The 15,483-nt window shown below is 51.8% G+C and carries 14 protein-coding genes and 1 pseudogene; 10 read left to right on the plus strand and 5 right to left on the minus strand.

The window, feature by feature from the left end; all coding sequences use genetic code 11:
* Nucleotides 1-75: 75 nt before the first annotated feature.
* The 5 genes from Q2J39_RS01180 to Q2J39_RS01200 all read right to left on the minus strand — a co-directional run bounded on the left by Q2J39_RS01180 (nucleotide 76) and on the right by Q2J39_RS01200 (nucleotide 4,843).
* Nucleotides 76-1,188, minus strand: a complete 1,113-nt coding sequence (locus tag Q2J39_RS01180) for a metallophosphoesterase (protein WP_288338876.1) — start codon at nucleotides 1,186-1,188, stop codon at nucleotides 76-78.
* Nucleotides 1,185-1,943, minus strand: a complete 759-nt coding sequence (locus Q2J39_RS01185) for an alpha/beta hydrolase (RefSeq protein ID WP_230267380.1) — start codon at nucleotides 1,941-1,943, stop codon at nucleotides 1,185-1,187. The genes Q2J39_RS01180 and Q2J39_RS01185 overlap by 4 nt, the downstream gene beginning before the upstream one ends.
* A 5-nt stretch (nucleotides 1,944-1,948) precedes the next feature.
* Nucleotides 1,949-3,148 carry an acetyl-CoA carboxylase biotin carboxylase subunit family protein gene (locus Q2J39_RS01190; protein WP_230267381.1) on the minus strand — a complete coding sequence of 400 codons (1,200 nt, stop codon included), beginning with the start codon at nucleotides 3,146-3,148 and terminating at the stop codon, nucleotides 1,949-1,951.
* 106 nt (nucleotides 3,149-3,254) lie between these two features.
* The gene (locus tag Q2J39_RS01195; RefSeq protein ID WP_288338877.1) at nucleotides 3,255-3,773 is read right to left on the minus strand and encodes an NUDIX hydrolase; all 519 of its coding nucleotides are present in this window, start codon (nucleotides 3,771-3,773) and stop codon (nucleotides 3,255-3,257) included.
* A gap of 344 nt (nucleotides 3,774-4,117) precedes the next feature.
* Entirely contained in the window at nucleotides 4,118-4,843 is a 726-nt protein-coding gene (locus Q2J39_RS01200; RefSeq protein WP_230267384.1) for an N-acetylmuramoyl-L-alanine amidase, read from the minus strand.
* A gap of 424 nt (nucleotides 4,844-5,267) precedes the next feature.
* Between Q2J39_RS01200 and Q2J39_RS01205 the strand changes: the two genes are divergently transcribed.
* The 10 genes and pseudogenes from Q2J39_RS01205 to amrS all read left to right on the plus strand — a co-directional run bounded on the left by Q2J39_RS01205 (nucleotide 5,268) and on the right by amrS (nucleotide 15,477).
* A complete protein-coding gene (locus Q2J39_RS01205; RefSeq protein WP_230267386.1) occupies nucleotides 5,268-6,071 on the plus strand; it encodes a ScpA family protein in 804 nt (267 codons plus the stop codon).
* Nucleotides 6,041-6,790: an SMC-Scp complex subunit ScpB gene (gene scpB / locus Q2J39_RS01210; RefSeq protein ID WP_230267388.1), complete on the plus strand. Its 750-nt coding sequence runs from the start codon at nucleotides 6,041-6,043 to the stop codon at nucleotides 6,788-6,790. Before Q2J39_RS01205 ends, scpB begins: the two co-directional genes overlap by 31 nt.
* A gap of 101 nt (nucleotides 6,791-6,891) precedes the next feature.
* On the plus strand, nucleotides 6,892-7,629 hold the full coding sequence (locus Q2J39_RS01215; RefSeq protein ID WP_230267390.1) for a pseudouridine synthase: 738 nt from the start codon (nucleotides 6,892-6,894) through the stop codon (nucleotides 7,627-7,629).
* Entirely contained in the window at nucleotides 7,626-8,369 is a 744-nt protein-coding gene (locus Q2J39_RS01220; RefSeq protein ID WP_288338878.1) for a 16S rRNA (uracil(1498)-N(3))-methyltransferase, read from the plus strand. Before Q2J39_RS01215 ends, Q2J39_RS01220 begins: the two co-directional genes overlap by 4 nt.
* Before the next feature lie 88 nt (nucleotides 8,370-8,457).
* Nucleotides 8,458-9,822, plus strand: coding sequence for a tRNA (N(6)-L-threonylcarbamoyladenosine(37)-C(2))-methylthiotransferase MtaB (mtaB, locus tag Q2J39_RS01225; RefSeq protein ID WP_230267393.1), 1,365 nt, complete (start codon nucleotides 8,458-8,460; stop codon nucleotides 9,820-9,822).
* A 10-nt stretch (nucleotides 9,823-9,832) separates the two neighbouring features.
* On the plus strand, nucleotides 9,833-11,299 hold the full coding sequence (locus Q2J39_RS01230; protein ID WP_288338879.1) for a UDP-N-acetylmuramoyl-L-alanyl-D-glutamate--2,6-diaminopimelate ligase: 1,467 nt from the start codon (nucleotides 9,833-9,835) through the stop codon (nucleotides 11,297-11,299).
* Nucleotides 11,300-11,704: 405 nt separating this feature from the next.
* Nucleotides 11,705-11,884: a 30S ribosomal protein S21 gene (gene rpsU, locus Q2J39_RS01235; RefSeq protein ID WP_230267396.1), complete on the plus strand. Its 180-nt coding sequence runs from the start codon at nucleotides 11,705-11,707 to the stop codon at nucleotides 11,882-11,884.
* A gap of 223 nt (nucleotides 11,885-12,107) precedes the next feature.
* Nucleotides 12,108-13,067: a PhoH family protein gene (locus Q2J39_RS01240; protein WP_288338880.1), complete on the plus strand. Its 960-nt coding sequence runs from the start codon at nucleotides 12,108-12,110 to the stop codon at nucleotides 13,065-13,067.
* A gap of 224 nt (nucleotides 13,068-13,291) precedes the next feature.
* A pseudogene (amrA, locus tag Q2J39_RS01245) lies at nucleotides 13,292-14,665 on the plus strand (AmmeMemoRadiSam system protein A).
* The gene (gene amrS, locus Q2J39_RS01250; RefSeq protein WP_230267400.1) at nucleotides 14,662-15,477 is read left to right on the plus strand and encodes an AmmeMemoRadiSam system radical SAM enzyme; all 816 of its coding nucleotides are present in this window, start codon (nucleotides 14,662-14,664) and stop codon (nucleotides 15,475-15,477) included. The pseudogene amrA and the gene amrS overlap by 4 nt, the downstream one beginning before the upstream one ends.
* The last annotated feature ends 6 nt before the right edge of the window (nucleotides 15,478-15,483 follow it).

Below are 15,483 nucleotides of genomic sequence, written 5' to 3' on the forward strand. Positions count from 1 at the left end.
CAAGTAGCCGTCCAAAGAACGTGAAAAGCCGCTTCGAAACGCGTCGAAGCGGCTTTTGACTGTTTATAGACAAGTTCAGCTGAGATCGAGTGGTCTGGCTTTCTGCTCTTCGCTCAGTTCCAGGTTGGAAATGTCCGTCCAGCCGAGAATGCTGTTTTTCTTGATCTGCGCCTTATGACCCCAGACGTTGACGAGATGAACGGTTTCGCCGGCATTGAGCGGCATTTCGTAGTTGGTGAAATTGCTGCCTTTGCCGTCGACGAGAAATTCATTGTCGATCCAGAAGCGGCGGTGCGCTCCCGGGGAATAGACAAGCGACTGCTTCTCGCGTTTTTCTAGAATCTGCAGCTCGGAATCCGCCCATGTGACATAATACGGCGCAAAGTTTTTCGGACGGGTCGTCCGTACGGCTTTGACCCGGTCGAGCAGATCGTCGCTGACGGTTTCCATATAGTTGCGGCTGATGATTAAAGCGTTGAGCTGTCCGGCAATTTTCACTGCGTTGCCGCCGTCGATGGAAATAATGTTTTTCTGATATTCGAGGCGTACAGAAAAATCGGCGCGTCGATGACAGTATTCGCTGACCGGCATATGACCGACCACGACGATATGGGAAAAGTGATGATCTTCTTCCTCAAAGTGATAGCGGGTCATGACATAGCGGAAATCGTCCGCGATCGTCTCTTCGTTTTCGATGCCGGAATGGGCAAAAATGTACGTCGGGGTAATAAGCACATGCGGTAGATCGTTCAGAAAGGAAAGCTCCTCTAAAAAGCCTTTTCGAATCGTGGCCGCCCACGAATTCATATCCTGTACGTCTTCAAACGGACCAAGATTCAGCTTTGCGGCCATTTCGTGAATCAGCGATTCTTTTCGGTTGGTTAAGACCTTTCGCAAATAGTCCAGACGATAGGAATACAAAACGTTTTTGGCTACAAAATCGCAGTTTCCCATGATCGCATACACTTCCGGATACTTGGACAGTTCCATGATGTGATGCAGAATGTCGAGATTCTGTGTTCCTTTTTCTACGAGATCGCCAAGGAGAATCAGCCGGTCTTCTCCCGGTTTGTACGAGCATTTTTCGAGCAGTCGTGTAAAGAGGGTGTCGTTTCCGTGCAGATCGGAAATGACGATGGTCCGTCCGTCAAAATCGGGCAGATGACGGATTACTGGCTTGCGGTTCATGAAACCAGAAACCTCAGAAAGGAATCCGCCAGACTTTCCCATTCCGCCTCATCGTGTTCGCCCAGAGGTTTGACATGAAATTCCATCCGGACGCCTTTGGAAAGCAGAATGTTGGCCAGTTCCGTCAGGCAGGCCGTTTCTCCGACGAACTCATGCGCGGTATTGCCTTCTCGTGCACCCCAGGAAAGATAGAGAGAACTCGGTGAGTGAATGTAAACCTGATCGGCACAATAGAGAAGACTCGAATCGCAGGGCAGAACGTACGGGGACAGAGCCACGGCTTTGGAGAAAACGGACGAGCAGGTGCACAGGGCGTAAATTGCCATCAGGCCGCCGCAGGACGAGCCGCCGATCCATGTGTGCCGGCGATCCTTGCGGGCAGGGAAGTGATGGTCGACGTACGGCTTGAGCGTATGGAGAATGAAGTCCATCGTCGCATCGCCTTTTCCGTCAATGCCTCCGCCAAATTCAGCATCATAAAAATCGAAGGGCGCGTATTCGGAAAGCCGCTCATTGCCTTCGTGACTGCATTCGATCCCAACGACAATAATGTCCTCTTCAAGGGCGTACAGATGGTTGAGCAGCCGCCACGAGCGGCCGTAGGTCGCATCTTCGTCGAAGAAGAGATTGTGTCCGTCAAACATGTAAAGGACCGGATAAGTTTTGTGACTGTTCATGTAGTCATCGGGCAAATACATGTGAATAGTCACATCGCGCTCGAGACTGCTGGAATAAAGATCGTATTTAATAATCATGTCGGTTAATCGTTTTTCGCAAAGGAGTCGATGAAGAACTCATTTCGCCTTTCAGGGGTAGTAAAACGCGCTTTGATCGTTACGTCACCCATTGCGCTCGCAAACGCAGGCGGAAGAACTTCTACGCCAATCAGTTCGCTGGCGTACTTGCTCATTAACATTTCTACCGAATTGAGATAGTTTACGCCAGTACGACGGCCGACAAAACCGGCCGAATACGGCGCGGTAAGGTCCATCTCAATCGAAGAGCCTAAAGTGACCTGCGCCCACAGACGGTAAATATCCTGATCGAACGAATAGTTGATCAGATCCGGACAGAAGCCGCCTGGCGGTCGGAAGTTCATTTCCAGCGCGCAGAGATCGCCCTTCTTTCCAAGGCCCGGCTGATCTTCGGTCAGTTCAAAGTATTCGCCGTGGAAAAAGCGGCTCTTAATGCCGAAGGCGTCGATCACGCTCTGCGCGATTGCGGCGCGTTCTGCGGGAATAGCAAAGTTGTAGTACGTTCCGATCGAATCGTGATTCTGAACGGAGTCCATGCAGTTGGAAACGTAGGACATGCCGCAAAGAAAGCGGATCTTTCCGTTCTTGTCGGCCAGACCGTCAAGGGTTGTAACATTACCGGCGACAAACTGCTCGAGAATCATCTGCATCGACAGATGTTCGGCTTCCTGCCAGTAGCGTTCGAGCTCTTCCGGATTATGGATGTGCCAGGTATAGCTGGCGCCGACGCCATGATCCGGTTTTAAAACCAGATTGTACCCGTGTACCTCAGCAAAGCCGACCGCTTCTTCATAGGAAGTCGGCAGGATGTAGGGCGCCGTAGGGATGCCGGCTTTTTCGTAATACGCCTTCATGGCGGCCTTGGACTGGAATTCTTCAACCTGTGCCAGACTGAAGCCGGATTTCACGTTGAAATCGTCGCGCAGTCTTGCGTCCAGATCGAGCCAGGCTTCGTTGTTGGATTCGATCCAGTCGGGCTTGCCGTACTTGCAGGCGAAATAGGCGACGCCTTTGTACACTTCCGAATAGTTGTGAAAGGAAGAGACGCGATAGCACTCGTCCATGTACGCCTTGAGTTCCGGCTTGAGCGAATCGTAGTCCGTATCGATAATGCCAAGAACGCGAGCGCCCATTTCTTTCAGGCCCCGGCAGAACATCCAGTAGCTTTCCGGGTAGTTGGGGGAGATGAAAATAAAGTTTTCCAAACAGGGTTCTCCTCTCTTGTTCTCTCTTTTCTTAATCTTTCTTGTCTGATTTCTATATTGCCTTGGGAAAAAGAACAGGCTGCCTCAGCCTGCAGCGATTGTGAGGTCAGCGTTTTGTCCGTTTTCTTTCCGTTAAAAGAATGCCGATGATGGTTTTGGCATCATCGATTTCCCCATTTATAACCATTTCCAGCGCTTTATCGAAATCCATCCAGAACAGATGAATTTCCTCGTTTTCATCCGGATCCAGCCGGTTTCTGGCCGCTCTGGCGTTCTGTCCGAGATAGACGTGCAGCTTTTCGCTGTCGTAGCCGGGGGTCGGATAAAAGGAACAGAGCTTTTCCAGAGGATCGCAGACATAGCCGGTTTCTTCGTTAAGTTCGCGCATGGCCGTCTGTTCGGGTGTTTCGCCCGGATCGATCATGCCAGCGGGAATTTCGATCATGACCTCTTCGGATCCGGCTCGATGCTGCCGGACCAGAAGAATCTGGCTGTCTTTTAATGCGACAACGGCGGCACCGCCGACGTGACGGATCACATCGCGTTCAACTTCTTTTCCATTGAGGAGCATGCCGGTTTTGATCAGCGAGAAAATGGGTCCCTGATAGATCGTTTTTTCGTCCATAACTGCCTTTCTATCTGCTCTTTTCCTGAAACGGACGGGCTGTCTAAACTGGGCAGCCGGTCCGTTTTGCGGGGGAATTTGTTTTGCGCAGAATTGATTTCAGGATCCGAATGCTGATTATACAGAATGCAGACCGTGCACAGAATACCGGTTTGCGTTTTCTTTTTTCTCAGCCAGGGAATTTCTGCTGTTTTTCATTTTAAGTACTTTTTGATGCGTTGTTCATCCTTTCTGATTTTCTTTTGTACATAAGGCAGATTTTCGTAAAAAAAGCCACAGGGAAAGGGATTTCCAAAAATCCCGTTTTCCCTGCGGCGTATGGTCTGAGGATGTCATTGAATAGGTCAGTCGACGGTATCGAGGAAGGCCTGCGTAATGGCCTGGGCGATTCGCGTCTGGAACTTGGTATCGCTCATGCGTTCATAATCCTGCGGATTGGTAATGTAGCCGACCTGAAGCAGAACGGCGTTGATGTCATCCGACTTTAAAATGGGGAAGGAATCGTAATGATCGGTATCGTGCCCTTCATAGCGCGAGTAGCTGATCCGCTCCATTTCTCTGGCGATTTCTCTGGCCAGATCGTTGAGAACCGGCTTGTCGGGTCTTGTAAACAGGGAATAGCCCTGATGCAGGGAGTTGTCCTGATTGACCTGAAGTTCGAGAATGTAGTCCGCGCCGAGTTCTTTGGCTTTGTCCATGCGGGTCTGTTCGCATTCGTCCGTGCTTGAACAGGCGGGAACGTCGTCATACCAGCGGGAATATTCCACCCGGTAGCCGGCGTTTTCGAGCGCGCTGCCGATTGTCAGCGCCATCTGCATGAGCAGATCCTTTTCGCTCGTTCCGTTCTGGTTAATGTAGCCGGTATCCGTGCCTCCGCGGGCGGGATTGATGTAAATGAGCGGAGAGGACGAACTTCTTCGCGTATCGACGTCGTTGTTAGTACGCAGCGGCTGATTTTCGTCATAAACCGGAATCTGCGTACTTTCTGGTGAAAGGGAAGCCGACAGATTTGGGTCGATGACCAGCAAAATAAACAGTGCCGCAATCAGAAAGAAAATGGCGCGTTTCATGATCTGACTTCCTCCTTTCCTTACGCTGAATGCAAAGCGGGATCCGGCTCTGGCTCGTTCGCATTTCGCAAGATGGACCGGAATCGTATATAATCACAAAGTTATCGTCTGCTTAAAGCCTAGTCTGCAGACGCACGGATAAAAAACATGGATTTGGCTTTTGTTAAACCGAATTTCAATCTTAACAAAGCCGCTCTGGCTCTGCCACTCTTTCTCTAAAAATCTATCACGCCTGCAAGCCGAATCAAGTCTGCATGCCAGACGATACCGAGGATTTCCAAAAGGAAAGGGCAGATCCGCAAGCGCCGTACGTTTTAGATAAGAAACGCTTCGTATTTCGTTTCATTCTCGTTTCTTATTCGTCTCTTATTTAAAGGAAATAGGCTGTTCTGGCCTGCAGATATACTGGAAAGGAGCAAAGCGCATGGAATTTAAAGTCTGTCTCGATCAGTTTGAAGGACCGCTCGATCTGATGCTGCATCTGGTCCGCTCGTCTCAGCTCGATCTGTTTGAGCTAAATCTCGATGTGCTCGCCAGCCAGTACTGCGCCTACATTCACGAAGCGCTCAAGCAGGCGCTCGATGTCAGCAGCGAATATCTTGTCGAATTCAGCAGCCTTCTCGAATACAAGTCGAAAAAGCTGCTTCCCAAACCGTGTATCGAAGACGATCCGGAAAGTACGTACGAAGAAGATCCCGCCGAGCAGCTGGCCAGACGTCTGCGCGAATACGAAAAGTGCAAGGCGGAAGCCGAAGTTCTCGCAAGACTGTACGAAAAGCGGGAAAAGCGGCTGAGCCGGGAACCCTCCAGTCAGATCGACGAATGGGCGAGCATGGTCAGCGACGAAACGCCGCTTACGATTGCACCCAACGCACTCGCTTCGGCGTTTCTTCGCGTGCTGCGCCGTCATCAGCTGCTTCAGCCCTACCAGACGAAAGTCGAAGTCAAGGAGCTGAGCGTAGAAGAGCGCATGGCGCAGATTCTCAATATGGAAATTTTTACGCCCACGCCCTTCCGATTTGAGCAGCTGCTCGACAAAGTGACGACGCTTCATGAAGCGATCGTGACGTTTCTTGCGGTTCTCGAACTCGTGCACGAAGGCAGCGCGGCGGTCTTTCTGCAGGAAAAAGACGAAATCGAAGGCGATGCGAATACTTCCGAAGGAGAACGAGCGGACGGCTCTGGAAAGGACGAAATATGGATTCAGCAGGTACCAACGAATCATTAAAAGCGCTTCTGGAAGGGCTGATTTTTGTCAGCGGCGAAGAAGGCCTGACCCTTCTGCAGATTCAGTCGGTTCTCGACTGGTGCCAGCGTTCTACGCTTTTAGAAACGCTGGAAGAAATGCAGGCGGATACAAAAAAGGAAGCGCGCGGCGTGGAACTCGTCCGCTATGGCGGCAGCTGGAAATACGTCGCCAAGGAATCCGTCTATCCCCTCGCGCAGAAGCTCTATTCGAAAATTCAGAGCGCGTCGCTGACGCCGTCTGCCATGGAAGTTCTCTCGCTGGTCGCGTACCGGCAGCCGATTACCCGGGTGGAAATCGATGAAATCCGCGGCGTCTCCAGTGACGCTACGCTCAAAAAGCTCCAGGCGCGCGGGCTGATTGAAACGTGCGGCCATCTCGACACGATCGGGCGCCCGCTGCTCTATCAGGTCAGCGAATCATTTTTCGATACCCTGGGCATTTCCGCCCTTTCCGATCTGCCGGCGGTGGAAGTTGAACAGAAGGAAAGCTCTCTTTTTGAACGTGAAGAGGCACTTACAGTGGAAGATAAAGAAAAACAGCCGGAATCGGCGAACACTCCGCAGGCGTCAGACTCTTCAGAAGCCGCAGAAGAATCCGCTTCAAAGGCAGACCAGACGCCCGAGAGGCCGCAACAGGGTATTGTAGAAACAGACCAGACGAAAGAGACTTCGTCTGATCCAGTTTTCGAATCCAAATAAAAAAACCGGTGGATGCATCGGTTTGTCTAAATCTTAGCCGGACGCATCGAGATCCGATGCGCCGTTTGGCTTCATAAAAAACAGGAAGGCAAGATAATCATATGGAAGAACGTCTTCAGAAACTCATTGCCCAGTCCGGCATCTGCTCGCGCCGTAAAGCGGAAGAGCTGATTCTGGCGGGAAAAGTAAAAGTCAATGGAAAAGTCGTCACGACTTTAGGCACGAAAGCCAGCAGTTCGGACCGGATTACGGTCAATGGCAAGGCCATTTCCAAAGACGAAAAAGTTTACTATGTCCTCAATAAGCCGAAAGGCTGCATCACGTCCATGAAAGACGAAAAGGACCGCCCGACGGTGATGGACTATGTTCCCTCCGATGTGCGCGTCTTTCCGATCGGCCGTCTGGACTACGATACAAGCGGCGTACTGCTGCTGACTAACGACGGCGATTTTGCCAACAAGATGATGCACCCGCGCTACCATCTGCCCAAAACATACGAAATCAACTTGCAGGGCATGCTCAGCGAGGACGATGTCCGCAAACTGCGTAAAGGGTTCAGCTACAATGGCGAAACGTTTGCGCCGGCCAAAGTCTTCATTAAAAACAAGGACGTCACCCGCGATCGCATGCTCGTGGATCTGACGATTTATGAAGGCAAAAACCACCAGGTCAAAAAGATGATGGAAGCGCTCGGTCATGAAGTGCGTCGTCTGAACCGTTCGGCGTTCGGCTTTGTCCGTGTTGATGACATGCGTCCAGGCGAATGCCGTCGTCTGAAACGCTACGATGTGCGCAAGCTCGAAGCCATGAGCGAGCAGGGCGGAAACAGTTCAAAATGAAACAGATTTTTTATCCGCTCCCTTTAAATGCGGGAGACCTGGTCGAACTCGATGAAGCGACGGCCCATCATCTCTTTGATGTGCTGCGCACCGAGTCCAAAGAAGACGTCCGCCTCATTAGCGGACAGGAAGTGTATCTGGCCCATACCGAGCAGAAGCCGTATTTGCGCATTGAAAAAAAGCTCGAAAGCTCGGGCCAAAGCCAGGCAGCCGAACTGACGCTTTGCGCGGCGCTGATTAAGGCCGACAAGTTTGAATGGATGCTGCAGAAAGCAGCGGAACTTGGCGTAAGCCGCATCGTACCGTTTACGTGCGCCCGCTCGATTGTTCAGATCGATCCGAAAAAGGAAGCCAAGAAGCAGGCCAGATGGAATGCCATTCTTGAACAGGCCTGCCGCCAGTCCAACCGGACGAGCCTTGTGCATCTTGAACCCGTCTGCTCGATCAATCAGCTCGAAGCCTATAAAGGCGAGGTCAATGTCTGCGCCTATGAAAAAGAAGACGAACATCATGTGCTGTACGATGTCCTGAAAAATCCGTTTTCTTCGGCCTGCTTTGTGATCGGGCCGGAAGGCGGGTTTGCGCCAGGCGAAGCGGAACGCCTTGAAGAAAAAGGCTTTGCGCTCTGTTCGTTAGGTACCGGTATTTTACGCGCGGAAACCGCCGCGTGCTTCGTGCTTTCGGCTGCGCAGTATCAGCTACAGGCCAATGCCGCCAAAGACGGTTCGTCTGCCCTTTAAGACGATTTTCCATCGGCTAATTCAGAATCAGACAGGCGCCTTCCGGCGCTTGTTTTCTTGCGGCCGCTGAAAGGAGAAACCCCTTTTCATGAATAAAACGTTTGAAATTGAAACCCTTGGATGCAAGGTCAATGAATATGAATCCGCCTATTATGCCGAACAGCTCGAAAAGGCCGGCTTTCGCAAAGTACAGCCCGGCGAAACGGCGGATGTGCTCGTCATCAATACGTGCACGGTAACCAATACAGCTGCCGCCAAATCCCGGCGCAAAATTCACCGGGTAAAGCGGGAAAATCCGCAGGCGGTTACCGCGGCGGTCGGCTGCTACGTACAGGTCAGCTCAAAAGAAGAGCGCGAAGAACTCGGCGTTGACGTTCTGATCGGCGCTGCCCATAAAGATCAGCTGGCCCAGATTCTTCTGGAAACCATGCGCCAAAAGGAAGAACAGGCGAATGAAAATTATTCTGCAGGACCAGATGCAGAGACGGCCTTCTCCTCCAGGGATGGCGTGGAGGATCTTGTGGAATCCTCACGCGATCTGACGCGCTTTGAATCGATGCCGATCGGTCATTTTGAAGGCCAGCACCGCGCCTTCCTCAAAATTCAGGACGGCTGCAACCAGTACTGCGCCTATTGTCAGATTCCATTAGCGCGCGGACCGGAACGCAGCCAGATTCCCGAGGAAGTCGTTAAGAGCGCCGTTTCCCTGGCAAAAAGTGGCCATAAGGAAATCGTACTGACCGGTATTCATACCGGCCGCTATCGCTTCCGCCAGACGGATCTCAGCCAGCTTTTAAAGCGGCTTCTGGAAAATACACCGGAAGACGTTTGCTATCGCATTTCCAGCATTGAAATTACCGAAGTCAGCGACGCGCTTCTCGATCTGATGGCTGAAAATCCGCGCATTCTGCCGCACCTTCATATTCCAATTCAGGCCGGCGATAACCGGACCCTCGCACGTATGAAACGTCCGTATACGGTCGAAGATTTTGAAAAGCGTCTCGAAGAAATCCGCGCGCGCATTCCGCACATTTCGATTTCCACCGATGTGATCTGTGGATTTGTGCAGGAAAGCGATGACGAATTTGCGACAACCGTAAAAACGCTCGAAGACTGCCGCTTTTCCTTTCTGCATGTGTTCCCGTATTCGAGACGCAAGGGAACCGCGGCGGATGCGATGACCGGCTTTATTCGCGGCGATATCGCCAAAGCCCGCACCGATCAGCTGCTCGAGCTGTCCGCAAGGCTGCGCGAAAAGGATATGGACCGCTTTGACGAGGCACAGGTTTTAGTCGAACGTGCGGACGCGAACGATCCAAACCGGTATCTTGGGTATACATCCCAGTACCATCCGATCCAGATTCTCAGCGAAACGCCGCTGAATGGCCGCGTAAATGTTAAAATGACGGAAATCCAGGACGGCCATTACCTCGCCGTTTTAAAAGAAGAGTAGAAAGGGATTTATGAGACTTTCAAAAATGTTCAAGGATACCCCGACCATCAACATCGAAGGGCTGTCCTTCGATACGCGAACGATTAAAAAAGGCGATATGTACTTCTGCCTGCCCGGTCTGTCGAGCGACGGTCACGACTATATCGATCAGGCGATTGAAAAAGGCGCCATCGCGATTGTGCATTCCAAGCCGGTTGTACCGTCGGCTGCCGGCGTAGTCTATATCCGTGTAGACGATACGCTCGACGCGATGAATCAGGCGGCGCGGATTTTCTACAACCGTCCAAGCGACGATCTGCGCATGTACGGCGTGACGGGAACGAACGGAAAGAGTACCGTCACCAACATTATTCGCCACCTCAGCCAGCCGCAGACCCCCTGCGGCTATATCGGAACCATTGCGATTTCCTATGGCGACAAGACGCTCGTGCCGGATCTGACGACGCCGGACGCGATCACGCTGCAGCGTCTGCTTCGCGATATGGTCGACGCGGGCATGAAAGCCTGCGCCATGGAAGTTTCTTCGCACGGCCTGGCGCAGAAGCGCGTGAAAGGCATCGATTTCGATGTGGCAGTCTTTACCAACTTCACCTACGATCATCTCGACTTCCACGGAACGATGGAACGCTATTTTGAAGCCAAATCCCTGCTGTTTTCCAAGCGTGTAAAAAGCGAAGGCGTCTCCATTCTCAACGCGGACGATCCGAAATGCGCGGATCTGGCTGCGCTCAGTGCGGCTCGCGTAAAAACGTACGGCATCAATTCACCGGCCGACTACCGCGCGATCAACGTCGTGCTCACGAGCACATCGACGTCCTTTGATCTCGTGTACGGCTCCAAAACGTATCCGGTCGTTTCCAACCTCGTCGGCGATTTCAACGTAGCCAACCTTCTGGCAGCCATTGCGGCGGTGCACGAAAGCAGCGATCCGCAGTCCCTCGAAGAAATTCTGACGAAAACCGCGAACATTCCGCAGATCGCCGGACGCATGGAGCAAATCAAGGAAGGCCAGAACTTCAATGTGATCGTCGACTTCGCGCATACGCCGGACGGTCTGGAAAAGATGTTCCAGTTTGGCCGTTCCATTACCAAGCCGGGCGGATCGCTGATCGCCGTCTTCGGATCGGCGGGCAAGCGCGACAAGCCCAAACGCAAAGTGTTCGGCGAACTGGCCGATCAGTTCTGCAGCATGGTCTATCTGACCGAAGACGACCCGCGCGATGAAGATCCAAAAAAAATTGCGGACCAGATTCGCGAAGGCATGAAAAACGTACCGAACGTTTTTGTTTCTGACCGCTATGAAGCCATTCGGCAGGCGATCGAAGCCGCCAATGAAGGCGATACGGTTCTCATTCTTGGAAAAGGGGATGAACCCTTCATGTACTATGAAAACGGACGCGGCCCATGGGTGGGCGACAATAACGCCGCCAGAGAGTGCCTCAAGCGTCTTCAGGGTGAAACCGTCGACGAAGACTAGCACTCTTTTCCGCATCAAAACCGAGAATTCAATCCACCATACAGAGGATGACGAAAAATCGTGATCCTCTTTGTTTTTGCCAATCCTGCCATTCGGTCATTCTTCTGGCGAAATCGTGAAATCCTTTCTACTATGTTTAAACAGCGCGGACCCAGGCAGGCGGGAACGCGCTGATTTTTTATGTTTCGATATCGGATAGCGTTAGAATCCGCATAGACGATCCGGATTTTGGCAGTCCGCCTGGATCCGGAACACACGCGGCGACTAGGCAAAACTCCATGAGAAAACCTGGAGAGGCGGCGCCTCGGCCGCAGCGGAAATTTTCACATTTTTGAACGTTATCAGTTGAAATCTTTTCGTAGTCACCTATAATAGTGAATGTGATTCAGGAAGGGGGGTTGTAGTATGCCAAAAGTAGTTGTTAAAGAAAACGAACAGCTGGATGACGCACTTCGTCGTTTCAAACGTCAGGTCTCCCGCAACGGTACCCTTGCTGAGGCCCGTAAAAGAGAATTCTATGTTAAACCGGGCGTTAAGAAGAAACTGAAATCCGAAGCTGCACGCAAGGTTCGCCGCGGCAAGTAATGCCAAACAATCTGCTTAGAAGCAGATTTTTTTTTACGAATATTTCATTCCGGTTTGCTTGAATAAAGCGAAAACGCCCAAAAGGAGCGGACGGATCCAGCAGGTTTGATCCCGCGCGAATTCGATTTTCGGCTTTTTAATGCAAGAAGGAACCAACCTCTGGCCGATCGGATTAAAATCGGCTTGAGTCCATAACAGGCTGCGGTCTGAAAAGGAGATTTTTATGGAAAAACTTCTCGATTGTTCCGAACTGCCCTATGACATTCTGGTCGCTCTGCCCGGATTTCAGGATGCCAATTTCAAAGTCATTGAAAAGGCCTTTCCGGTTCAGATTTTTCTGAAAAACCAGACGCTGAAAATTGTCGGTTCTTTGGATGCGGCGATTGAGAAAACCGAACAGGTTCTCGATGCCATGGTACAGTCGCTCGATCGAAACGGGCACATCGATCTTGATGAGGTGGAACGCCTCTGCTTCCTTTCCTCCAAGGGACAGACCGCGCTGATTGTCGACGACGAAGAAGAAGCACCGATTGCCCGTACGCGCGCCGGAAAGCTTATTTATCCGCGCACGCCTCACCAGAAGGAACTGGCGGAAGCATTCCGCAATGAAAAGATCATTTTCGCCTCGGGCGTAGCAGGTACCGGAAAAACGTATCTGTCGGTCGCGTTCGCGGTCGATCAGTTCAAAAAGGAAAAGATTTCCAAGATCATTCTGACCCGTCCGGCGGTCGAAGCCGGCGAATCCCTGGGCTTTCTGCCTGGCGACATGAAAGAAAAGGTCGATCCGTATCTGCGTCCGCTCTATGATGCGCTCAACGAAATGCTGGGCGCGGATACAGTCGAAAAGCTGCAGGAAAAGGAAATCATTGAAATCGCGCCGCTTGCCTTCATGCGCGGCCGTACGCTCAACGACGCCATCGTCATTCTCGATGAAGCGCAGAATACCACAAAAGCGCAGATGAAGATGTTCCTGACCCGAATGGGCAAAAACTGCCGCATGATCATTAACGGCGACGTCTCGCAGATCGACCTGATCCGCAAGGAAGATTCCGGTCTGATCGACGCCTGCAAAATTTTACAGGGCATTGACGGCATTAAAATCCTGTACCTGGATCAGAGCGATGTCGTACGAAATCCTCTGGTACAGAAAATCATTGAACGCTATGAAAACAGCGCCCGCTAAGCCGGACGCTTTTTCTTTGGATATCCGATTCTGGCCTGCGGCCTCTAGGTCAAACCAAAAACGGTGCAAGGACAATACGGATACAATGAAAGCACTAAGAAATGTCCTTTGTGAATTCTTATCTCATCCGATTTGTACAGGACATTGTTCAGAAACAGGAGGGATTTGAAATGGAATCCAATACTGAAACGGTTCAGAATGAAAATCCGATTCTCGGAGCGGTCATGGTCTGTCATCCGCCCATTATCGTGCCCAACGTAGGGCAGGGGGAAGAGCGCCGCATCCAGGACATTACAGACGCCTATGAGCAGGCGGCTGCAGAAATCGGCGCGATGAACCCGGACACGGTCGTCATCATCTCGCCGCACGCTCCAAGCTATTTTGACTACATTCAGCTGACTTCGCCGAAAATTTCCGGAGGCGATCTGAGTCAGTTTGGCGATCACGAAGATCACTACATTATCGATAATGACGTTGAACTCGTACAGGAAATGAGCCGGCTGGCCGAAGAACAGAATTTCCCGATGGGAACGCTTGGACAGCAGGGCGGAAACCTGGATCACGGAACCGTAGTTCCGCTGTACTTTCTCAATCCGCAGATCGGCCACCATACCCGGATCGTTCGGATGAGCATTGGCGGACTCAGTCAGCTCGATCATTACAAAGCCGGCAAAATTCTGGCCCAGGCGGCGAAAAACCTGAACCGGAAAGTGGCGGTTGTCGCTTCCGGCGATCTTTCACATTGCCAGAAGGAAGGCTCCAGCTACGGCTTTAAAGCCTGCGGTCCGGTGTATGATGCCAAAATCATGGACGTCATGGGCAAAGGCGATTTTAAGACACTCGTAGAAATGCCGGAAAACGAAGCCGAAGATGCCATGTCCTGCGGTCAGAAACCGTTCTGCGTTATGGCCGGCGCATTAGACGGTCTGATGCCAGAGTCGAAAGCCCTCGCGCACAGCGCGGAATTTGGCGTGGGCTATGGCATCTGCACGTATACCCATCTTAAGGAAGAGGAAAGCCGCAAGCTGGAAGAAACGATTGAAAACGACTTAAAAGCCAGACGGCACGCCAAGCGGATGAAAGAAGATGTCTACGTTCGGTTTGCGCGCAAGAACATCGAATCGCTTGTTCGCGACGGCAAGACGGTCAGTCTTTCCGCCCACAGCGGTCTGCCCGAAGAAATGTTAAAGGACCGTGCCGGTGTCTTTGTTTCTATCCATGAATTTGGAAACCTGCGCGGCTGCATCGGAACGATTGCTCCGGTTCATGAAAATATTGCCGCGGAAATCGCGGCCAATGCGGCTTCCGCCTGCTCCGCGGATCCGCGTTTTCCAGCCGTTCGTCCTGACGAACTCGATTACCTGGACATTAACGTCGATGTTCTGACCAAACCGGAACCGTGTACGAAAGACCAGCTGGATCCGAAAAAGTAGGGCGTCATCGTCCGTCAGGGTAATAAACGGGGCGTTCTGCTTCCGGATCTGGAAGGCGTAAACAGCGTGGACGAGCAGATTTCCATCGCCATGCAGAAAGCCGGCATTCCGGCGCATGCAGACGATGTCGAACTGGAACGTTTTGAGGTCGTACGTCACGTATGAAATGCGACGTCTGCTTCCGGAAATGCGATCTGAAAGACGGCCAGATCGGGTTTTGCAAGGGGCGGGAAAATCGAAACGGTAAAATTGTTCCCCGCAATTACGGCCGCATTTCTTCCGCGGCGCTCGATCCGATTGAAAAGAAGCCGCTTGTCGATTTTTACCCCGGCAGTCTGATTCTCTCGGTCGGCAGCTACGGCTGCTCCCTTCGCTGTCCGTTTTGCCAGAATCATGAAATCAGCCAGCAGGATCTGGAAGGGCAGTGTGAAACGGTAACTCCGCAGCAGCTCGTCGACAAGGCCCTTTCTCTTGTGCCGTACGGCAATATCGGCATCGCCTTTACGTACAACGAACCGCTGATCGGTTACGAGTTCGTACGGGACAGCGCCCGGCTTGCCAAAGAGAACGGTCTTAAGACCGTCCTGGTCACTTCGGGAAATGCGTCCGAAAAAGTGCTCGATGAACTGCTTCCGTATATCGACGCCTATAACATCGATCTCAAGGGATTTACCGACGACTATTACCGCTACGTCGGCGGAAATCTGGACATGACCAAATGCTTTATTGAAAAAGCCGCTAAGGCGGCCCATGTCGAACTGACGACGCTCATTGTTCCTGGAAAAAACGATTCCGTTGAGGATATGGAACGCATGGCCAAATGGATCGCTTCGATTTCGCCGGATATCGTTTTGCATCTCAGTCGGTATTTCCCCCGCTATCACGAAAAAGAAGACCCTACGCCGATCGAAACCTTGAAAAAACTGCAGAATACTGCGAAGAAATATCTGAAAACGGTCGTTCTCGGCAACGTCTGACACGTT

The sequence above is a fragment of the uncultured Allobaculum sp. genome (assembly GCF_948576815.1).
GTDB classification, from domain to species: domain Bacteria; phylum Bacillota_I; class Bacilli_A; order Erysipelotrichales; family Erysipelotrichaceae; genus Allobaculum; species Allobaculum fili.